The 20,362-nt window shown below is 36.3% G+C and carries 14 protein-coding genes, 6 tRNA genes, 3 rRNA genes and 1 pseudogene; 2 read left to right on the forward strand and 22 right to left on the reverse strand.

Annotation, left to right across the window (positions count from 1 at the left end):
• Nucleotides 1-169 precede the first annotated feature (169 nt).
• The 18 genes and pseudogenes from rocF to NSS86_RS09770 form a co-directional block, all read right to left on the reverse strand.
• Nucleotides 170-1,078 (reverse strand): arginase, encoded by a 909-nt coding sequence (gene rocF, locus NSS86_RS09685; protein WP_000167867.1) that lies wholly within the window; start codon nucleotides 1,076-1,078, stop codon nucleotides 170-172.
• A 137-nt stretch (nucleotides 1,079-1,215) separates the two neighbouring features.
• A tRNA-Lys gene (locus tag NSS86_RS09690) sits at nucleotides 1,216-1,288 on the reverse strand.
• Between the two features lie 3 nt (nucleotides 1,289-1,291).
• Nucleotides 1,292-1,366 (reverse strand) — tRNA-Gln (locus NSS86_RS09695).
• Between the two features lie 9 nt (nucleotides 1,367-1,375).
• Nucleotides 1,376-1,459, reverse strand: a tRNA-Tyr gene (locus tag NSS86_RS09700).
• Between the two features lie 29 nt (nucleotides 1,460-1,488).
• Nucleotides 1,489-1,564 (reverse strand) — tRNA-Val (locus tag NSS86_RS09705).
• Between the two features lie 7 nt (nucleotides 1,565-1,571).
• A tRNA-Glu gene (locus NSS86_RS09710) sits at nucleotides 1,572-1,643 on the reverse strand.
• A 1-nt stretch (nucleotide 1,644) separates the two neighbouring features.
• Nucleotides 1,645-1,719, reverse strand: a tRNA-Asn gene (locus NSS86_RS09715).
• Between the two features lie 10 nt (nucleotides 1,720-1,729).
• Nucleotides 1,730-1,844: ribosomal RNA gene (gene rrf, locus NSS86_RS09720) — 5S ribosomal RNA — on the reverse strand.
• Nucleotides 1,845-1,916: 72 nt separating this feature from the next.
• Nucleotides 1,917-4,839 (reverse strand): 23S ribosomal RNA (locus NSS86_RS09725).
• Nucleotides 4,840-5,310: 471 nt separating this feature from the next.
• Nucleotides 5,311-6,862 (reverse strand): 16S ribosomal RNA (locus NSS86_RS09730).
• Together the 16S, 23S and 5S rRNA genes with 6 tRNA genes alongside form the textbook arrangement of a ribosomal RNA operon.
• Before the next feature lie 183 nt (nucleotides 6,863-7,045).
• A pseudogene (locus NSS86_RS09735) lies at nucleotides 7,046-7,230 on the reverse strand (hypothetical protein).
• Between the two features lie 88 nt (nucleotides 7,231-7,318).
• Complete coding sequence (locus NSS86_RS09740; RefSeq protein WP_000958531.1) at nucleotides 7,319-8,383, reverse strand: Mrp/NBP35 family ATP-binding protein; 1,065 nt, start codon at nucleotides 8,381-8,383, stop codon at nucleotides 7,319-7,321.
• Between the two features lie 147 nt (nucleotides 8,384-8,530).
• Nucleotides 8,531-9,973 (reverse strand): multidrug efflux MFS transporter LmrS, encoded by a 1,443-nt coding sequence (lmrS, locus tag NSS86_RS09745; RefSeq protein WP_001141007.1) that lies wholly within the window; start codon nucleotides 9,971-9,973, stop codon nucleotides 8,531-8,533.
• 322 nt (nucleotides 9,974-10,295) lie between these two features.
• Nucleotides 10,296-10,769, reverse strand: a complete 474-nt coding sequence (gene sepA, locus NSS86_RS09750) for a multidrug efflux transporter SepA (protein ID WP_000636857.1) — start codon at nucleotides 10,767-10,769, stop codon at nucleotides 10,296-10,298.
• A 98-nt stretch (nucleotides 10,770-10,867) separates the two neighbouring features.
• Complete coding sequence (sdrM, locus tag NSS86_RS09755) at nucleotides 10,868-12,211, reverse strand: multidrug efflux MFS transporter SdrM (protein ID WP_001237506.1); 1,344 nt, start codon at nucleotides 12,209-12,211, stop codon at nucleotides 10,868-10,870.
• A 176-nt stretch (nucleotides 12,212-12,387) separates the two neighbouring features.
• Complete coding sequence (locus NSS86_RS09760; RefSeq protein ID WP_339302219.1) at nucleotides 12,388-13,071, reverse strand: hemolysin III family protein; 684 nt, start codon at nucleotides 13,069-13,071, stop codon at nucleotides 12,388-12,390.
• An 18-nt stretch (nucleotides 13,072-13,089) separates the two neighbouring features.
• Nucleotides 13,090-14,277, reverse strand: coding sequence for a UDPGP type 1 family protein (locus tag NSS86_RS09765; protein ID WP_000884735.1), 1,188 nt, complete (start codon nucleotides 14,275-14,277; stop codon nucleotides 13,090-13,092).
• 43 nt (nucleotides 14,278-14,320) lie between these two features.
• Nucleotides 14,321-14,836, reverse strand: a complete 516-nt coding sequence (locus tag NSS86_RS09770; protein WP_000147095.1) for a metal-dependent hydrolase — start codon at nucleotides 14,834-14,836, stop codon at nucleotides 14,321-14,323.
• A gap of 176 nt (nucleotides 14,837-15,012) precedes the next feature.
• On the opposite strand from NSS86_RS09770, the gene NSS86_RS09775 reads away from it, so the two are divergent.
• On the forward strand, nucleotides 15,013-15,273 hold the full coding sequence (locus NSS86_RS09775) for a hypothetical protein (protein ID WP_001251935.1): 261 nt from the start codon (nucleotides 15,013-15,015) through the stop codon (nucleotides 15,271-15,273).
• Between the two features lie 131 nt (nucleotides 15,274-15,404).
• Here NSS86_RS09775 and NSS86_RS09780 read toward each other — a convergent pair whose 3' ends face one another.
• The 4 genes from NSS86_RS09780 to NSS86_RS09795 all read right to left on the reverse strand — a co-directional run bounded on the left by NSS86_RS09780 (nucleotide 15,405) and on the right by NSS86_RS09795 (nucleotide 20,002).
• Entirely contained in the window at nucleotides 15,405-16,775 is a 1,371-nt protein-coding gene (locus NSS86_RS09780; RefSeq protein ID WP_001549577.1) for a YjiH family protein, read from the reverse strand.
• Between the two features lie 235 nt (nucleotides 16,776-17,010).
• Nucleotides 17,011-17,979, reverse strand: coding sequence for an iron chelate uptake ABC transporter family permease subunit (locus NSS86_RS09785; protein ID WP_000989088.1), 969 nt, complete (start codon nucleotides 17,977-17,979; stop codon nucleotides 17,011-17,013).
• Entirely contained in the window at nucleotides 17,976-19,007 is a 1,032-nt protein-coding gene (locus tag NSS86_RS09790) for an iron ABC transporter permease (protein ID WP_000974909.1), read from the reverse strand. Before NSS86_RS09790 ends, NSS86_RS09785 begins: the two co-directional genes overlap by 4 nt.
• An 11-nt stretch (nucleotides 19,008-19,018) precedes the next feature.
• Nucleotides 19,019-20,002: a Fe(3+) dicitrate ABC transporter substrate-binding protein gene (locus NSS86_RS09795; RefSeq protein WP_001214661.1), complete on the reverse strand. Its 984-nt coding sequence runs from the start codon at nucleotides 20,000-20,002 to the stop codon at nucleotides 19,019-19,021.
• Nucleotides 20,003-20,167: 165 nt separating this feature from the next.
• On the opposite strand from NSS86_RS09795, the gene NSS86_RS09800 reads away from it, so the two are divergent.
• Entirely contained in the window at nucleotides 20,168-20,293 is a 126-nt protein-coding gene (locus NSS86_RS09800) for a hypothetical protein (protein WP_001789076.1), read from the forward strand.
• Nucleotides 20,294-20,362 lie beyond the last annotated feature (69 nt).

Here is a 20,362-nt window from a genome sequence, read left to right on the forward strand (position 1 = left end):
ATTTTTCCATAATACCCATTATACCAATCATTTACATCACTGTCATACGAACATATATTTAAATAGAAAAAATTTATTTTAAAGATTATAACTACTCTTAATCATTTTAGTGAATTAAAAAAAGTAGTGCAAAAAGCAAAATATACTTTATACACTACAAATCATTTATTTATAATAAAGTTTCACCAAAAAATGTTCCAACTAATGAAACCGCTTGTTCAGCAGTATGATTATTACTGTCAATCAATGGATTTACTTCAACTAAATCCATTGAGGAAATTAAATGTGATTGATGCAGTAATTCCAATGCAAAATGGCTTTCTCTATAACTAAGACCACCCAAAACTCTAGTACCAGTGCCTGGCGTTTCAAGCGGATCTAAAGCATCAACATCTAAAGATAAATGAACGCCATCAACATTGCGTGACTTCAAATATTCTATTGTATTTTCAATTACTTCCTTTATCCCTAATTTATCAATATCTGACATAGTAAATGTTTTAATATTATGATCTTTGATAAATTGTCTTTCACCTTTATCTAAATCTCTCATACCAATTAGTACGATGTTTTCTGGCTTGATTACATTACTATTTAATTCTAAAAGTTCTTTGGGACCTTCGCCTGTCAAAATCCTTAGAGGCATACCATGAATATTTCCACTTGGTGACTCTTCAGGTATATTTAAATCACCATGTGCATCATACCAAATAACACCTAAATTATTATAATGTTTACTTATTGCTGATACTGAACCTACCGCAATAGAATGATCACCACCAAGAACTAGAGGAAATCTGTTATTTTCAATTGATGCTGAAACCTCTTTATTTAATTTTTGATTAACATCTATAATTTCATCATAATTTCTTAATCCTTTTTGTTCACTATGAAATTTTTCAATGTTCACAGCAGGTACCTTAATATCCCCCTTGTCATATACATCAAGGTCTAATTGCTTTAATCTTGAAATTAATCCAGCATATCTAATTGCTGTTGGTCCTAAATCAACACCTAATTTTCTTTGTCCAAATGTTGATGGTGCACCTATAATATCAATTGCTTTTGTCTTTGTCATAAGCGTCCCCCTTTGCTCTATGTAATTAAAGAATAATGTATGCGCTTACCATTATCAAGCAATAGCTACACATATAATCTGTTTATCTTATTACTTCATAAAAAAAAGCACTTCCCAAAAATGGAAAGTGCAAGTAGTGAGCCATAGAGGATTCGAACCTCTGACCCTCTGATTAAAAGTCAGATGCTCTACCAACTGAGCTAATGGCTCTAATGGCTGGGCTAGCTGGATTCGAACCAACGAGTGACGGAGTCAAAGTCCGTTGCCTTACCGCTTGGCTATAGCCCAATATATAGATGGTGGAGGGGGGCAGATTCGAACTGCCGAACCCGAAGGAGCGGATTTACAGTCCGCCGCGTTTAGCCACTTCGCTACCCCTCCAGCTTATTCATATAATTTAATAATCAAAATGGTGGAGAATGACGGGTTCGAACCGCCGACCCTCTGCTTGTAAGGCAGATGCTCTCCCAGCTGAGCTAATTCTCCAAAATAATGACTCCTACGGGACTCGAACCCGTGTTACCGCCGTGAAAGGGCGGTGTCTTAACCGCTTGACCAAGGAGCCATGGCTCCACAGGTAGGACTCGAACCTACGACCGATCGGTTAACAGCCGATAGCTCTACCACTGAGCTACTGTGGATTAATATTATGCCTGGCAACGTTCTACTCTAGCGGAACGTAAGTTCGACTACCATCGACGCTAAGGAGCTTAACTTCTGTGTTCGGCATGGGAACAGGTGTGACCTCCTTGCTATAGTCACCAGACATATGAATGTAAATTATACATTCAAAACTAGATAGTAAGTAAAAGTGATTTTGCTTCGCAAAACATTTATTTTGATTAAGTCTTCGATCGATTAGTATTCGTCAGCTCCACATGTCACCATGCTTCCACCTCGAACCTATTAACCTCATCATCTTTGAGGGATCTTATAACCGAAGTTGGGAAATCTCATCTTGAGGGGGGCTTCATGCTTAGATGCTTTCAGCACTTATCCCGTCCACACATAGCTACCCAGCTATGCCGTTGGCACGACAACTGGTACACCAGAGGTATGTCCATCCCGGTCCTCTCGTACTAAGGACAGCTCCTCTCAAATTTCCTACGCCCACGACGGATAGGGACCGAACTGTCTCACGACGTTCTGAACCCAGCTCGCGTACCGCTTTAATGGGCGAACAGCCCAACCCTTGGGACCGACTACAGCCCCAGGATGCGATGAGCCGACATCGAGGTGCCAAACCTCCCCGTCGATGTGAACTCTTGGGGGAGATAAGCCTGTTATCCCCGGGGTAGCTTTTATCCGTTGAGCGATGGCCCTTCCATGCGGAACCACCGGATCACTAAGTCCGTCTTTCGACCCTGCTCGACTTGTAGGTCTCGCAGTCAAGCTCCCTTATGCCTTTACACTCTATGAATGATTTCCAACCATTCTGAGGGAACCTTTGAGCGCCTCCGTTACCTTTTAGGAGGCGACCGCCCCAGTCAAACTGCCCGCCTGACACTGTCTCCCACCACGATAAGTGGTGCGGGTTAGAAAGCCAACACAGCTAGGGTAGTATCCCACCAGCGCCTCCACGTAAGCTAGCGCTCACGTTTCAAAGGCTCCTACCTATCCTGTACAAGCTGTGCCGAATTTCAATATCAGGCTACAGTAAAGCTCCACGGGGTCTTTCCGTCCTGTCGCGGGTAACCTGCATCTTCACAGGTACTATGATTTCACCGAGTCTCTCGTTGAGACAGTGCCCAAATCGTTACGCCTTTCGTGCGGGTCGGAACTTACCCGACAAGGAATTTCGCTACCTTAGGACCGTTATAGTTACGGCCGCCGTTTACTGGGGCTTCGATTCGTAGCTTCGCAGAAGCTAACCACTCCTCTTAACCTTCCAGCACCGGGCAGGCGTCAGCCCCTATACATCACCTTACGGTTTAGCAGAGACCTGTGTTTTTGATAAACAGTCGCTTGGGCCTATTCACTGCGGCTCTTCTGGGCGTTAACCCTAAAGAGCACCCCTTCTCCCGAAGTTACGGGGTCATTTTGCCGAGTTCCTTAACGAGAGTTCGCTCGCTCACCTTAGAATTCTCATCTTGACTACCTGTGTCGGTTTGCGGTACGGGCACCTATTTTCTATCTAGAGGCTTTTCTCGGCAGTGTGAAATCAACGACTCGAAGACACAATGTCTTCTCCCCATCACAGCTCAGCCTTAACGAGTACCGGATTTGCCTAATACTCAGCCTTACTGCTTAGACGTGCAATCCAATCGCACGCTTCGCCTATCCTACTGCGTCCCCCCATCGATTAAAACGATTATAGGTGGTACAGGAATATCAACCTGTTATCCATCGCCTACGCCTGTCGGCCTCAGCTTAGGACCCGACTAACCCAGAGCGGACGAGCCTTCCTCTGGAAACCTTAGTCAATCGGTGGACGGGATTCTCACCCGTCTTTCGCTACTCACACCGGCATTCTCACTTCTAAGCGCTCCACATGTCCTTACGATCATGCTTCAACGCCCTTAGAACGCTCTCCTACCATTGTCCAAAGGACAATCCACAGCTTCGGTAATATGTTTAGCCCCGGTACATTTTCGGCGCAGTGTCACTCGACTAGTGAGCTATTACGCACTCTTTAAATGATGGCTGCTTCTAAGCCAACATCCTAGTTGTCTGGGCAACGCCACATCCTTTTCCACTTAACATATATTTTGGGACCTTAGCTGGTGGTCTGGGCTGTTTCCCTTTCGAACACGGACCTTATCACCCATGTTCTGACTCCCAAGTTAAATTAATTGGCATTCGGAGTTTGTCTGAATTCGGTAACCCGAGAGGGGCCCCTCGTCCAAACAGTGCTCTACCTCCAATAATCATCACTTGAGGCTAGCCCTAAAGCTATTTCGGAGAGAACCAGCTATCTCCAGGTTCGATTGGAATTTCTCCGCTACCCTCAGTTCATCCGCTCACTTTTCAACGTAAGTCGGTTCGGTCCTCCATTCAGTGTTACCTGAACTTCAACCTGACCAAGGGTAGATCACCTGGTTTCGGGTCTACGACCAAATACTAAACGCCCTATTCAGACTCGCTTTCGCTACGGCTCCACATTTACTGCTTAACCTTGCATCAAATCGTAACTCGCCGGTTCATTCTACAAAAGGCACGCCATCACCCATTAACGGGCTCTGACTACTTGTAAGCACACGGTTTCAGGTTCTATTTCACTCCCCTTCCGGGGTGCTTTTCACCTTTCCCTCACGGTACTGGTTCACTATCGGTCACTAGAGAGTATTTAGCCTTAGGAGATGGTCCTCCCAGATTCCGACGGAATTTCACGTGCTCCGTCGTACTCAGGATCCACTCAAGAGAGACAACATTTTCGACTACAGGATTATTACCTTCTTTGATTCATCTTTCCAGATGATTCGTCTAATGTCGTCCTTTGTAACTCCGTATAGAGTGTCCTACAACCCCAACAAGCAAGCTTGTTGGTTTGGGCTCTTCCCGTTTCGCTCGCCGCTACTAAGGGAATCGAATTTTCTTTCTCTTCCTCCGGGTACTAAGATGTTTCAGTTCTCCGGGTGTGCCTTCTGATATGCTATGTATTCACATATCGATAACATGACATAACTCATGCTGGGTTTCCCCATTCGGAAATCTCTGGATCAAAGCTTACTTACAGCTCCCCAAAGCATATCGTCGTTAGTAACGTCCTTCATCGGCTTCTAGTGCCAAGGCATCCACCGTGCGCCCTTAATAACTTAATCTATGTTTCCACCATTTTTATAAGTCAAACGTTAACATGAAGTTACGTTCTTTTATAAAAAGATTTAAACGCGTTATTAATCTTGTGAGTGTTCTTTCGAACACTAGCGATTATTTCTTATGAATTCAAGCTTATTTAAAACTCTTTATTCACTCGGTTTTGCTTGGTAAAATCTATATTTTACTTACTTATCTAGTTTTCAATGTACAATTTCTTTTTAGTCAAGCGCTCGCATACTGCTTTATTTTCAAAAAATCAAATGCTCATTTACAAAAGTAAACTCCGCTTTAATTTTTCTTAATGCATTGTCTGACAATCGCTTTCTTTAAAAAGAATAGATTGTCAAGCGCTCGCATAAGCAATATCACTTTAACCAAAAAATATTTGAATGTTAAATAAACATTCAAAACTGAATACAATATGTCACGTTATTCCGCATCTTCTGAAGAAGATGTTCCGAATATATCCTTAGAAAGGAGGTGATCCAGCCGCACCTTCCGATACGGCTACCTTGTTACGACTTCACCCCAATCATTTGTCCCACCTTCGACGGCTAGCTCCTAAAAGGTTACTCCACCGGCTTCGGGTGTTACAAACTCTCGTGGTGTGACGGGCGGTGTGTACAAGACCCGGGAACGTATTCACCGTAGCATGCTGATCTACGATTACTAGCGATTCCAGCTTCATGTAGTCGAGTTGCAGACTACAATCCGAACTGAGAACAACTTTATGGGATTTGCTTGACCTCGCGGTTTCGCTGCCCTTTGTATTGTCCATTGTAGCACGTGTGTAGCCCAAATCATAAGGGGCATGATGATTTGACGTCATCCCCACCTTCCTCCGGTTTGTCACCGGCAGTCAACTTAGAGTGCCCAACTTAATGATGGCAACTAAGCTTAAGGGTTGCGCTCGTTGCGGGACTTAACCCAACATCTCACGACACGAGCTGACGACAACCATGCACCACCTGTCACTTTGTCCCCCGAAGGGGAAGGCTCTATCTCTAGAGTTGTCAAAGGATGTCAAGATTTGGTAAGGTTCTTCGCGTTGCTTCGAATTAAACCACATGCTCCACCGCTTGTGCGGGTCCCCGTCAATTCCTTTGAGTTTCAACCTTGCGGTCGTACTCCCCAGGCGGAGTGCTTAATGCGTTAGCTGCAGCACTAAGGGGCGGAAACCCCCTAACACTTAGCACTCATCGTTTACGGCGTGGACTACCAGGGTATCTAATCCTGTTTGATCCCCACGCTTTCGCACATCAGCGTCAGTTACAGACCAGAAAGTCGCCTTCGCCACTGGTGTTCCTCCATATCTCTGCGCATTTCACCGCTACACATGGAATTCCACTTTCCTCTTCTGCACTCAAGTTTTCCAGTTTCCAATGACCCTCCACGGTTGAGCCGTGGGCTTTCACATCAGACTTAAAAAACCGCCTACGCGCGCTTTACGCCCAATAATTCCGGATAACGCTTGCCACCTACGTATTACCGCGGCTGCTGGCACGTAGTTAGCCGTGGCTTTCTGATTAGGTACCGTCAAGATGTGCACAGTTACTTACACATATGTTCTTCCCTAATAACAGAGTTTTACGATCCGAAGACCTTCATCACTCACGCGGCGTTGCTCCGTCAGGCTTTCGCCCATTGCGGAAGATTCCCTACTGCTGCCTCCCGTAGGAGTCTGGACCGTGTCTCAGTTCCAGTGTGGCCGATCACCCTCTCAGGTCGGCTATGCATCGTTGCCTTGGTAAGCCGTTACCTTACCAACTAGCTAATGCAGCGCGGATCCATCTATAAGTGACAGCAAGACCGTCTTTCACTTTTGAACCATGCGGTTCAAAATATTATCCGGTATTAGCTCCGGTTTCCCGAAGTTATCCCAGTCTTATAGGTAGGTTATCCACGTGTTACTCACCCGTCCGCCGCTAACATCAGAGAAGCAAGCTTCTCGTCCGTTCGCTCGACTTGCATGTATTAGGCACGCCGCCAGCGTTCATCCTGAGCCAGGATCAAACTCTCCATAAAAATTATGATGTTTGATTAGCTCATAAATACTAAATAATGTTTGTAACTTATAGTTACGTTTTTTGGAATTAACGTTGACATATTGTCATTCAGTTTTCAATGTTCATTAATGTTCAATCTCTTTTATTCTACTTCATTTGTTTCTTGAAGTCAATAACTTTTTGAACGATTACTTTATTTATTCTATATTGTTTTTATAGTTATTTCAATGGTAAGTTTTACACTTTTGAAATTCTTCTTTAAAAACAACTGCGTCGTTTTTGACGACTTTATCATATTATCAACTTTGGAATTTAAAGTCAATAACTTTTTTAAAACTTTTTGTGTTCACAACCCGCTTCTTTTTCAACGCGTTTATTGCTTAACACAAGAACTTATTTTACCAGCATTCCAAAACAAATCAACATAAAAACGTACAAAATAAAAGTAATTTTGTACGTTTAGCATATATTATACCTATTTATTTGTAGCAGCTATAACTTTTTGTGCAATCGAGCTATAAATTTTACCTAGACGATCATCTGATTGATATATTGACGGTGCAAAATCTTTTGGATTCCAAGATGGTTGCTCTAAAGGTAATTCCCCAAGTAATTGAGTATTAAGTTCATCAGCTAACTTAGTTCCGCCACCTTTGCCAAAGACATATTCTTTATTACCCGTCTCTTTACTTTCAAAATAACTCATGTTTTCAATTACGCCAAGAATAGAATGATCCGTATGTTTTGCCATCGCACCTGCGCGAGCTGCAACAAATGCTGCTGTAGGATGAGGTGTCGTTACAATAATTTCCTTACTTGAAGGTAACATCGTATGAACATCTAAAGCTACATCTCCTGTTCCAGGTGGAAGATCGAGTATTAAATATTCAATGTCTCCCCATTTAACTTCTGTAAAGAAATTCGTCAACATTTTACCTAACATTGGCCCTCTCCATATAACTGGCGCATTTTCTTCCACAAAAAAGGCCATTGATATAACTTTAACGCCATGACGTTCAACTGGAATTACTTCCTTCCCTTTAATTCCAGGCTTTTCATCAATACCCATCATATCTGGTACACTAAATCCATATATATCGGCATCTACTAATCCGACTTTTTTCCCTTCACGAGCTAAGGCAACGGCTAAATTTACTGCAACAGTAGATTTACCGACACCACCTTTACCGGAGGCTATTGCAATAAATTCGACTGGATTATTTTGAGATAATAGGCCTTCTATCGTTTTAGGTTTATTTTCTTCTTTTGGTTTAAATTGATTTACTTTTTCTTCCGGCAATGTTTCAAATCGTATACCGACCGTTTTCGCACCGTTTTCTTTTAATGCATTAACAACAGCCATCTGTAAATCTAATTGCGGTGCACCACCTAATTGTGCCATTGCTAATTTAACACTCACATGTTCTTTTTCTTCCTTAATAGAAACTTCAACAATACCTTCTGTTTCTTTTAAAGGCACATCTATAATAGGATCTTTAATTTCTCCTACCAATTCTTTCACTTGATCTACCGTTAACAAAGCAAATCCCCCTTAATCATTTTAAGACATCTACATCATAGCAAATAACAATTTTTGCTTAGTCTATCACTAAAAGTATAAAACTTTTTATTAAATAAAAAAAGCAGTTAGCCTATTATTTTAAATAGACCAACTACTATAATTATTTTAAAATTTCCTTCTATTACTTTCTATTTCTTTAGGTTCTCTTATAAAAAGTGCTATCACATAAGCTGCCATAACAAGCACAGCTACAAAAGCAAATGAGATATCCACCCCTATAGCAATGGATTGCTGTTTAATTTCAGTTGCAGTTAAATGCGATGGCGATGTAGATAAAAATATTTTTGCACCAAAACTCATTAATGTAACCATTAAAGCTGTGCCTAGTGAACCAGCCATTACACGACCAAAGTTCATAATAGCCGTGCCATGTGAGATTTCTTCATTTCTCAAAGAATTAATTCCTGTAGTATTTATCGGCATCATGAGTAAAGAAACTGAAAACATTCTAATTGCATATACGACTATTAAATACGTATAAGATGTGTCTGTATGCAAGAAACACAACATAATTGTAGTAATTGTTAAAATTGTAAAACCAGTATAAATCAATGGTCTAGGACCATACTTATCATAAAATTTACCTGTAAAAACTGACATAATACCATTTATTATTGCACCAGGCATGATAACAAGTCCTGATAACAAGGCAGATAAAGATAAACTATTTTGAACATATAGCGGTATAAGCAGCGCAGGTCCAACCATTGACATCATTATAATCATTGAACTAATCGTACATAATGCAAATGTTCTATTTTTAAAAACCCTTAAATTTAAAAGTACATTAGTAATATTAAATTGTCTACGTATAAATAAATAGATAATAACCATACTTATTATCAACGCACCTATTACTATTGGACTTGTAAATCCTAAATCTCCTGCACTACTAAATGCGTATAGCATTAACCCGAATCCAATAGTTGAATACATTACTGAGCGCTTATCTAATTTCGTATATTTCACTTCATTGTAACTTGAGATTGAAACTAAGCCGAAAACAAAGGCAACTAAAGCAATTCCTACAATTATAATAAATGGTACTCGCCAACTCGCTTGATCAATAATTAATCCTGTAACTGTAGGGCCTATTGCTGGTGCAAATTGAATTACTAAACCTGCTAGTCCCATTGCAAAACCTCGATGTTCTTTACTGAACAATGTAAATAACGTAAATTGCATTAAGGGCATAAGTACGCCTGCACCCATCGCTTGAATTACACGTGCTAACATTAAAACTCCAAAATTCGGAGCTAAGGCTGCAACAATAGAACCTAATAAAAATGTCCCCATCGCCGCTAAGTATAAAGGTCTAGTTTTAATTCTATCCATTAGATATGCCGTCAGAGGTATCATGACGCCATTAACAAGCATAAACCCAGTAACTAGCCATTGCGATGTACTTTCATTAATATTTAATTCTCTCATTATACTAGGTAACGCTGTATTTAATAATGTTTGATTTAAAATAGCTACAAACGCACTAATCAACATAACAGCAACTATGAAGTTTCGTCTCCGGGTTGTTAATTCAACTTTAGCCATCATAATTCCTCCTTTTTAAAACAGATATACACTTGTCCCTTTAATACATATAGCCATTAACATAATGGGAGTAGTACTCAAATGATAAAGAAGCACTACATAATAAATCATTATTGGTTCTTACACATTAGGCACAGCTAATGTGTACTTAAAAAACTAACAATATAACATTGTAGGGCCTAATAATTTATTTTATTTCTCAGACTCATACAATGGTTATTTAACTTATTTACCACAAATTGAGCACTAAGACTCACTATTATCGATTCTTCTATTGAACAAAAAGAAGTTGGAACACATATGTGCCCTCAACTTCAGATATCTATTTTCTATTATTTAAATTTTTACTTTCAGGGTAAAATTGAAGCTTACAAACATATAAGAACCCTATAATAACCATGATGACCCAAAAATCGATATTGATATAAACATAATTTAAATGAATGATGAAATAAAATAACGTTGTTGCAACTGTGTAAGAAATCAAATGAAAAGTCGCGCCTCTAAAATATGCATTTTCAGGCAACATTTTTCTAAAATAATCCATTAAATGCTCGACTGCAAATATGATGAAGTACCCAAAGATTATATAACTGCCATAATATAATAGGTTATCGTACATACTTCTATTATATGTAAAGTCACCCAACCTAAAATAAATAAGTATTCTACTTAATCCATATAAACCAAACCCTAGAAATGTTAAAAAAATCGCACCAGAAAGTACAAAAATAAAGAGAACAATCATTGTAGTTAACAAGTTATAAAACTTATGTTTAAGATAATTCACAATCATTGGCCTCCTTATTAATAAAATATTGAACGATTTATCTAGTATCTAGGAAATTTATTATTTCTTACTTTAATTACACTACATCAATTTTAATCATAATTCTATTCTTTTGATTGAGATGACTGTTCTTTAAAAAATACGACCCATAAAACAATAAGCCCAATGCTAATTACAGCAACAGCACTTAACACATTGTGTAAGTTTGGACCAAAGATTCCTGATTGTATCGCATAAAGATATCCCATTATTGTTGAACCTATTGATGCCCCAAGATTTTTAGTTAATCCATAAAATGACATCATTTTCTTCATTTGTAATGGGCTAGTTTCCTCTTGGACAATTACACTATCTTTCGTATAAATATATCCAAAACTTAATCCTGCCAAAATTAACACAAATGCTATAAGTACCGGCAATTTAATACCAAATGAAATGATAATACTACTTACTAGTAACAATGTAAATGATAGTAAGTAAATAACTTTCCTTGATAGTTTTGCTTCAATTCGATGTAAATTAAAATTCAATGTAATCCAAGCTACAGATAAAGGAAAAATAACCAATCCACTTTGCAATGGAGATAATCCTAGTTGTTCTTGAAGGTAGACTGGAATATATAAATTGAATCCCATTAAACAAATAGCTGTTAGAAGGTCCGTTATAAAAACTAAAGTAATCGAACGATTAAATTCAACCACAGGTAAAAATGGTGAAGAAACATGTTTTTCTACTTTAAATAAACACATTGCCACAACGATAGCTAAGATAAAACTCAAGAAATTTAAAAGTAATAGCTGTTGGTTTAATAAAGCAAACATAATCAATCCAATAAATACATAAAATAGCGTGAGCCCTTTAGTATCAAATTTTGATTTAGCAACTGTTTCTTCCTCTGGAAAATGAAATGTCCATATAACTAATATAATGGCAATGATCGCAATCGGTATATTTATGTAGAATAACCAATGCCATGTTGCAAATTCTAATATACCACCACCTAGAAGCGGTCCAATGATACTCGAAATACCCCAAACACTGCCAACTATGCCCATAATTTTATATCGTAACGGAATTTCAAATGCTAACTTTGGAACAATTTGCGATAATGACATCAATACACCTGATCCAAAACCTTGTATCACGCGTGATATAATTAGCATAGTAAAATTAGTACTTAAACCACACATAAAACTACCTATACTAAATAAAAGTAATCCTGCAATTGCCACATAAATAATTTTAAATCTCGAAAGTAATTCTCCCACTATAGGATTGGCAATTACTAATGCGATAAAATACGCTGTAAAAATTAATGAAATTAAATTTCCTGCATTTAAATCTTGTTTAATTGTAGGTAATGCAAGCGAAATAATAGATGATTCAATCGCTGACATAAACATAATTAATATTAAAGCTATAACAGTTATGATTGACTTTAATCGCATGAAATACCTCCTTCTATATATTTATTTATAAGATTTTATTTACAAATAATTGGTTTTCATATGTATAAACACTTTTGACTTTCAAATCTTAACGATAATTCTATTACAATACAATCCCCTATTAGAATGATTTATGTAATAAAAAAAGCGGAGTTTCCCCCAGCTTTTCTAAACGACTACATAAAATATAAGATCGCAATTAAATGCAATAGTGATGCTATTACAATAAAAATATGCCAAATCATATGAAAATATGGTCTATTCTTTTGTGCATAAAACCGTGCACCAATTGTATAAGACACACCACCTAAGAAAATGAATAATATGAATATCCATGATGTGCGAATAAAAATAATTGGTAACAAGATAATACCTACCCAGCCCATCACTAAATAGACAATTAAGCTTAACTTTTGGTTAACTTTGACAGCTATGGATTTATATAAAATCCCCCAAAGTGTCGTTCCCCATAATAAAATAAATACTGTCCAACCTATCCAACCACCTACAACTGTTAACAAAATAGGCGTATATGTACCAGAAATTGCTACGTAAATCATACTGTGATCGATAATCCTTAAAATATATTTATGAGGTGTTTCATTTTGCATAGAATGATAAATAGTAGATGAAATAAACATCATAAAGATAGAAATAACATAAATAGACATACTCACAGACGCAAGCGTACCATGTGCAATATAACTGTGCACAGCCGCATAGGGTAACACTAATAATGTTAACAAAGCTGCAACACCATGAGATGCCGCATTACCAATTTCTTCTCCAAATGATAAAGGGATGATATCCTTAAATGTTTCTACGATTGTGTCATTACTTTTTTTAGTTGATTTGGACATCATAGTCACCGCCTATCATTAAATTAAACCCATTCTACGTAAATCTTCTGTTGCAGTTGCAACACTATCTTTACCTTCTTTATTTTTAAGAGGTGAAAATTCTTCTTCTCTAGGAACTTGTAACGTGACAAAACTAGTTCCATAAGTAAATATGTCAAAATAGAACAATTCGAATTTTAAAGTTGGTTGTTCAATAACCCCAAAGTTCTCATCTAATTGTTTCAAATTCTTAATAGCTAAATGATAAGGTAACTCACGATTTACAGCGTTTAAAATAAAACCAAGTTTAAATGCATGAATACCGATATTAGCATTGTTAAATTGATTTGCAACTTCTGGATCTAATTCTGAATACTCCAGTACTGTATCTTTACAATCGACATTAACTAAACGTCCAACACTTTCTCCTGGTTTTGGTTGAATCGTTTTAGAAGTAATATCGTAATCATGTTCTACCGTAAATCCTGCAAATAGTGGATCCAACACTTTTACTAAAACATTGTCGATATTATTCAAGAAAATATACTTAACGCCATTATTAGACATTTCTTCTAAGTATCCTGCCTTGTCTAAAGATTTAAACACGCCACCATTACCATTCGGCGTTTCCATAATACGACCCTGTTGATTTAAAATTAACTTCCCTTCTTCACTAAGCGCCACAATATTATCTTGTTTAAAGAAATGGATTGCTTCTTGATCATATCCAAAATAACTATGTGCTTCGAAATAAGCTAAAGTTTCTTCATGATTGATATCACTTGTCATAATATACCATTGAATCGTATGTCCAGATTGATGATTCAATGTTTTTAATTGGTTAGCTTGAAGTTCAAATAAACTTACACCTTCAATTTCAAACGAACCTTTAGGGCCCTTGTAACCAAGTCTTGTTCCTTGACCACCTGCCATCAAAAGTACTGCAAATTGTCCTTCTTTAATAGCTTGAAGTCCTTGTTCCTCTAAACGCTTAATCTCATCATCACTCATTTGTGATTTAATATCATATTTCACTTCAGAAACTGCAGATACATCATCTATTGTTTTCTTATTGATGTATAAATCGTTATATAATTTGGCAATAAAATCTAAATCTAATGACGCTACCTTCTCTTCAAGTGCTTCTTTTTCATTGTTACTCATTATTTTTTCATATTCACACAAATGATCTTGTTTATATTTAGCTAATTGATTTTTATCTAGCATTTTATGCCTCCTGCTGAGTTTGTAACCTTTAATAATTTATTTTCTATAAAAACTTAGTATTCCAGTTGCTTATTATATCATTGATGAAAGGCTGAAATAAAACATAAACTGTTCCGACCATTAACGCTGTAGCTAAAGATAAGTCTACAAGTCCACCTGTTTTAAATTGAATCGGTGTCTTCACATTAAACGGTAACGGATAAAATAATTTCACGCCTCTTGGTGTTATCATATCTAGTATAACATGTGACACTAACCCAATTATAATTGCTGCCATATAATAATTAGGCGTCTGAATAATTTGCAATAAAAATGCTATGATTGCGATAAATAATATTGAATGCGTAAAGGTTCGATGTCCAAAGATCAATCTCACAAAAAAACTAATTACCTTAAACCTTCTGCCAATCTTACTTTGAGTGTGACATATATCGGGTAATAAGCTAGCTAGAGTTGCTAGAATGATAACCGTAACCGACGAAAAAATATCCGTTTGAAAATATTGTGTTGTTAGCGCTCCAACGAGCATGCCACATGAAGCATGTGTTTTACCTGTCATATTTGTTCTCCTTTAATACTCACATTTTACCACATCCCTAACAAAAACACGAACATATTTTCGGGTTAAAATTCATTAGTATGACACAATTTAAAAAAGTATCACATAACTCTTGAAAACGATTACAAAATCGTTTATGATGTATTTACAAAATATTTAAAGGATGTGTTTGAATAATGGCAATGACAGTAAAGAAAGATAATAATGAAGTGCGTATTCAATGGAGAGTTGCTGATATCAAAATTCCTACAAGTGAAATTAAAAATATTACACAAGACCAAGATATTCATGCAGTTCCTAAATTAGACAGCAAAGATGTATCTAGAATCGGCTCAACGTTTGGTAAAACGAATCGCGTTATTATCGATACTGAAGACCACGAATACATTATTTATACTCAAAATGATCAAAAAGTTTACAATGAATTAACTAAATAAATTGTATAAAAAAATCATTCATGGTGAGGGCTTCATGAATGATTTTTTTAATTGATTCAACACCCAGCATAAACAAATACAAAAGGACAACTGTTCTCATAATTTTAACAGTTGTCCTTTTTCACATATATTTATAACAAAAGATGTGCCATCAAAGAAATAATTGGTAGTGTAATGATTGTTCTAATCAAGAAAATCATAAACAATTTGCCGATGCTTACAGGAATCTTCGAACCAAGTATGACGCCACCTACTTCAGACAAGTATATTAACTGCGATATACTAAGTGCCCCAATAACAAAACGAGTTATATCATTTTGTACACCTTCAATTAATATAGAAGGTAAAAACATATCGGCAAAACCGATAATAATCGTTTGAGAAGCCTGTGCCGCTTCAGGTATTTGCATTAACTCTAAAAATGGAACAAAAGGTTTACCCAATATGACAAAAAAGGGCGTGTAGTTCGCAATAATGGTAGCAATAGTACCAATACTCATCACTACAGGCAAAATAACAAACCACATATCAATGACTGTTTTTAATCCTGACTTAAAAAAGTCAATAACGCCCGGTGCTTTAATACCAACTTCTGTTGCAGTATCAAAGCCATGTCTCAATGCCGTCTTTCCTTCTGGCAATGCCTCAGTACGCGCACTTTCAGGTACCTCCTTAGCATACTCATCAGGAATTTTATTTAAAGGCCAAATTCTTGGCATAATGACTGCTGCAACGAGGCAGGATACTATCACTGATAAATAGAAAGCAAAAAATTGATTTTGCATGTGCACTGTTTCAGCAACTACAATTGCAAAGGTGATAGAAACTACACTAAATGTCGTTGAAATAACTGTTGCCTCACGACGAGAATAATATCCTTCACCATATTGTCTACTTGTAATTAAGACACCAACAGTTCCGTCTCCAATAAATGATGCTAAATTATCTACCGTCGAACGTCCTGGCAATGTAAATAAAGGTCTCATAACCGGTCTAAAAATAGGACCCAACATCTCTAACAAACCGTATTCCATTAATAGCGGTAAAAATAGAGCTGCAAATAAGAATACTGCCACTAATGTTGGCAATAAACTTGAGAACAATAATCCACCCGTTTCATCTGAGTAAATAACCTTTGAACCAATTCGTAAAAATGTCATCCATGCAAAAACAACTGCTAATATTCGTAAAATTAACCAACCAATTCTAACGTTAAAAGCATTGTTCATTAGCCCGTCAGGTTTCAATTTATCTTTTAAAATAGTTGAACAAATCAGAGTTATGATACCCGATAAAGTAATTATCGTCACAATTAAAAATGGCATTACGCCACCTAATACATCTTTAAGCACGCCTGCTAAAAATGCTACGGGCAACGTTGTTTGCTTCTGTCCATCTTGTTCGACTGGAATTGGTACTAGAAATAATAAGATACCAATTAAAGACATCGTAATAAACTTAAGTCTCCCAATAACTATCTCTTTCCTTGAAAAGCTATCCATAAAATCAATCCATTTCTCTATGTATTCGTTTTAAGTATATACAGAATTCTATTCAGTTAACAAACATATTCCTTATCATTCTATCTTTCAAAATGTTTATGTATGCAAAATAATGAATAATTACAGTTATTAAATATACGCTATTACTTGTAATTTTTCAAGATGAATTCAAAAAAGGTTAAGTACAATTACTGATTTCGTACTTAACCTTTTTTAAACTCTAATCATATGTTAGTTATTTCATTCTTCGTAATAATATTAAGAAGTATGGTGCACCGATAATTGCAATGATAACCCCTACAGGAATATCCAGTGGCGGATGAATGCCACGGGCTAAACCATCTCCAAATGTTAACAATATAGCACCAATTAACCCCGACATGATAATAACGTGTAATGTTTTATTTCCTATTAATTGTCTCGCAATATGAGGTGCAATTAATCCTAAAAAGCTAATACCACCGACAACTGAAATTGCGGATCCTGCTAATATTACTGCTAAAATTAGCAATAGCATTTTAATAGTTTTAACTTTTAAACCGAGTGCGGTTGCAACAGCATCACCTAGATTCAATACATCTAATTGATAACTCAATAAAATGATGATTGGTATCGTTATTAAAAACCAAGGTAATATAGTATAAATATTCGACATATCATGTCCATATAGACTACCTGTCAACCAAACAAGCGCTTTGTTTGCTTCCAGTGGATTTCTGATTAATAAGAACTGCACAATCGCCGTACATATTGCGCCTATTGCTAAACCAATTAAGGCAAGCTTTGAACCTTTAACATCATATTTTGAAATTAAAAATGATAAAAATAAACTTACTGCAAAGGCACCTAAGAATGAACCTATAGGTAAAACAAACAATGGTGCTGTTGGAAAGATCATAATAATAATTACAGCAGCTAAACTGGCACCTTTAGAAATACCTATAACATCAGGTGAGGCTAACGGGTTTCTTATTACAGCTTGTATAATTGCACCTGATATAGCCAAGCTACTACCGATAATAATACCAAGTAATGTTCTAGGTATACGATACTCATTTAAAATAAAATCATCTTGTGTAAAGATTCCCTTAATAGCATCAATCGGATGAATCATGACAGACCCTACACATAAACTTATGAATATACTCACAATTAAAAGGATTGTGATTAAACTATAACGACGTATAATTTTCGTTGTCATCATATTCTTTTCACCCCTTTAATCGTTATAAATAAGAAGTAAAGTGCACCTACGAATGATGTCACAATACCTACAGGTGATTCGTAAGGATAAGTGATTAAACGACTTAATACATCTGATAGTAGTAACAAATCTGCACCTATAATAAATGTTAATGGAATCATGACTAAATAATTCTTACTCACATAGCGTTTGACTATATGCGGTACGATTAAGCCAACAAATCCAATTGGTCCTGCCACTGACACCGACATACCTGTAAGAATAATGACTAATAGCCCAATGATAATTCTAACTTTATTTATATTTTGACCCAATCCCTTAGCAATGTCATCGCCTAGTTCCATAATCGTTAGTTGACGTCCAATAAAAATCGTTACAATTAAAGCACCAATAATCCATGGTAAAATGGTTAAAATTTCATCCCACTTCATACTGGATAATGAACCGACAAGCCAAAACATCACTTGTTCGTTTGAATTCTCATTCAAAATAATAATACCTTCAGTCATACTACTAAAAAACAAATGGATGGCCATACCAGCCAATGCTAATTTAATGGGTGTCATACCTTTCGTAGCACCTGAAAGTGTATAAACAGTTAAACCACCTATAAATGCACCTATCACACCTAAATATAATGCATAATATTCTAATGATGGAATGATAATCGTCACAAATACAATGAAAAACGATGCACCAGAACTGACACCAAAAATTTTAGGTGATGCTAGCGGATTGCGTGTCATTGCTTGCATTAACAAACCAGATACCGCTAATGCACCGCCAATAAATAACCCTGCAATCATCCTTGGCATACGTACATTATGCAATAAAAACGTTGCTTTCGTATCTGTATGACCAGTAACATAGTGAATGATATCGCTAAAATTAATTTTCGAAGAACCAATCGCCATATTTAAATATATACAAATAAAAAGAAAGCACAAACTCACTATATACGTGAGTGTTGTGCGTCTTTTTCTTTTATGATCTATGGCAGATTGGCTACTTATTTCTTTTATAGCCATTTACTTCCACCTTACTTTTGTTCTTTTTTTGATAATTCAACAAGTTCTTTAGCCATTTCTTCAGAAGAAATTAAGCCACGAGATCTTGCCCAAACATCACGGTCAACAATATCCACGCGATTATTTTTAACTGCATTCAACTTTTTCCATGTTGCATCTTCTTGTAACTTCTTGAATTCAGCAGAATCTTTTTTAGCATGATCTGTCATAATGATCATACGCTCTGGATTTAAATCAGCTAAATGTTCAGTGTCTAATTGTAAGTAAGGTCCTTTCAAATATTTACTTAAACCTTTTGTTACATCGTCACTTAATGCATTTTTAAATCCTAGTTCGTTTAAAAATTGTCCAACATATGAATAGTTTGGATGTGCTAATAAACCAGCTTTAGCAACTACTGCTGGAAGCACTTTTTGATTTCTATCAAATTTAATTTCATCTTTATACTTATTGATTAATTTATCATGCTCAGCAAGACGTTTTTCGCCTTCTTTTTCTTTATTTAAAGCTTTAGCAATTGTTTTGAACGAATTAATATTTTGTTTGTAGTCTCCATCAAAACTCTTTAATGATAATGTTGGTGCAATTTTGTTTAATTCTTTATTAATACCTTTATGTCTACTGCTATCAGCGATAATTAAATCCGGTTTTAATTTACTAATTTCCTCTAAGTTTGGCTGTTTACGTGTACCTACAGAAGTATAATCCCCAATTTTTTCTCTAACTGGTTTAATGATACGTTTTTTCTTACCATCATCAGCAATACCAACTGGTTTAACGTCTAATGCTGCTAATGCATCTGCAAATGAGTACTCTAATACAACGATACGTTTTGCATCTTTAGGTACTTTTACTGTACCATTTTCATCTTTTACCGAAATAGTATCTTTAGTTGATGATTCTTTTTTACTTGAATTATCCGTATTACCACAAGCTGCAACTAAAAGTAAGGCAACTATTAATCCCAATATACTAAAAGTTTTTAGACCTCTCATCGTTCCACTCCTTAATATGTATAACTTCATTTATTATTTTATTGATAACAATTATCATTGTCAAGTAGCGTTCAATCTTTTTTATATTTCTAAAATGTATGACTATATATTTCCTCTAATAATTATGACTACAATTAGCACATTTCCTTAGACAAAATACTGATAATGTATCATTGCTATATCATCTTTGCATTAATACAATTGACACCATTTAGCATGACCGTTATCCCTGTAATTCAGCTGATATTATCTGTTGCAATTTTATGTGACGAACTGTTGCACTTAATTTGATAAATCAACAAATACAAAAAATCTAAGTTGAACAATTATGATACAACCGTGCAAACGATATGTAGTATA

Origin of the sequence: Staphylococcus sp. FSL W8-0056 (genome assembly GCF_037963075.1) — a bacterium.
Classification (GTDB): Bacteria; Bacillota; Bacilli; order Staphylococcales; family Staphylococcaceae; genus Staphylococcus; species Staphylococcus aureus.

Coding starts and splice junctions, on each gene's coding strand:
- rocF (WP_000167867.1), bottom strand. CDS start 1,078: ATGACAAAGACAAAAGCAATTGATATTATAGGTGCACCATCAACATTT.
- lmrS (WP_001141007.1), bottom strand. CDS start 9,973: ATGGCTAAAGTTGAATTAACAACCCGGAGACGAAACTTCATAGTTGCT.
- sepA (WP_000636857.1), bottom strand. CDS start 10,769: ATGATTGTGAATTATCTTAAACATAAGTTTTATAACTTGTTAACTACA.
- sdrM (WP_001237506.1), bottom strand. CDS start 12,211: ATGCGATTAAAGTCAATCATAACTGTTATAGCTTTAATATTAATTATG.
- NSS86_RS09760 (WP_339302219.1), bottom strand. CDS start 13,071: ATGTCCAAATCAACTAAAAAAAGTAATGACACAATCGTAGAAACATTT.
- NSS86_RS09765 (WP_000884735.1), bottom strand. CDS start 14,277: ATGCTAGATAAAAATCAATTAGCTAAATATAAACAAGATCATTTGTGT.
- NSS86_RS09770 (WP_000147095.1), bottom strand. CDS start 14,836: ATGACAGGTAAAACACATGCTTCATGTGGCATGCTCGTTGGAGCGCTA.
- NSS86_RS09775 (WP_001251935.1), top strand. CDS start 15,013: ATGGCAATGACAGTAAAGAAAGATAATAATGAAGTGCGTATTCAATGG.
- NSS86_RS09780 (WP_001549577.1), bottom strand. CDS start 16,775: ATGGATAGCTTTTCAAGGAAAGAGATAGTTATTGGGAGACTTAAGTTT.
- NSS86_RS09785 (WP_000989088.1), bottom strand. CDS start 17,979: ATGATGACAACGAAAATTATACGTCGTTATAGTTTAATCACAATCCTT.
- NSS86_RS09790 (WP_000974909.1), bottom strand. CDS start 19,007: ATGGCTATAAAAGAAATAAGTAGCCAATCTGCCATAGATCATAAAAGA.
- NSS86_RS09795 (WP_001214661.1), bottom strand. CDS start 20,002: ATGAGAGGTCTAAAAACTTTTAGTATATTGGGATTAATAGTTGCCTTA.
- NSS86_RS09800 (WP_001789076.1), top strand. CDS start 20,168: ATGTATCATTGCTATATCATCTTTGCATTAATACAATTGACACCATTT.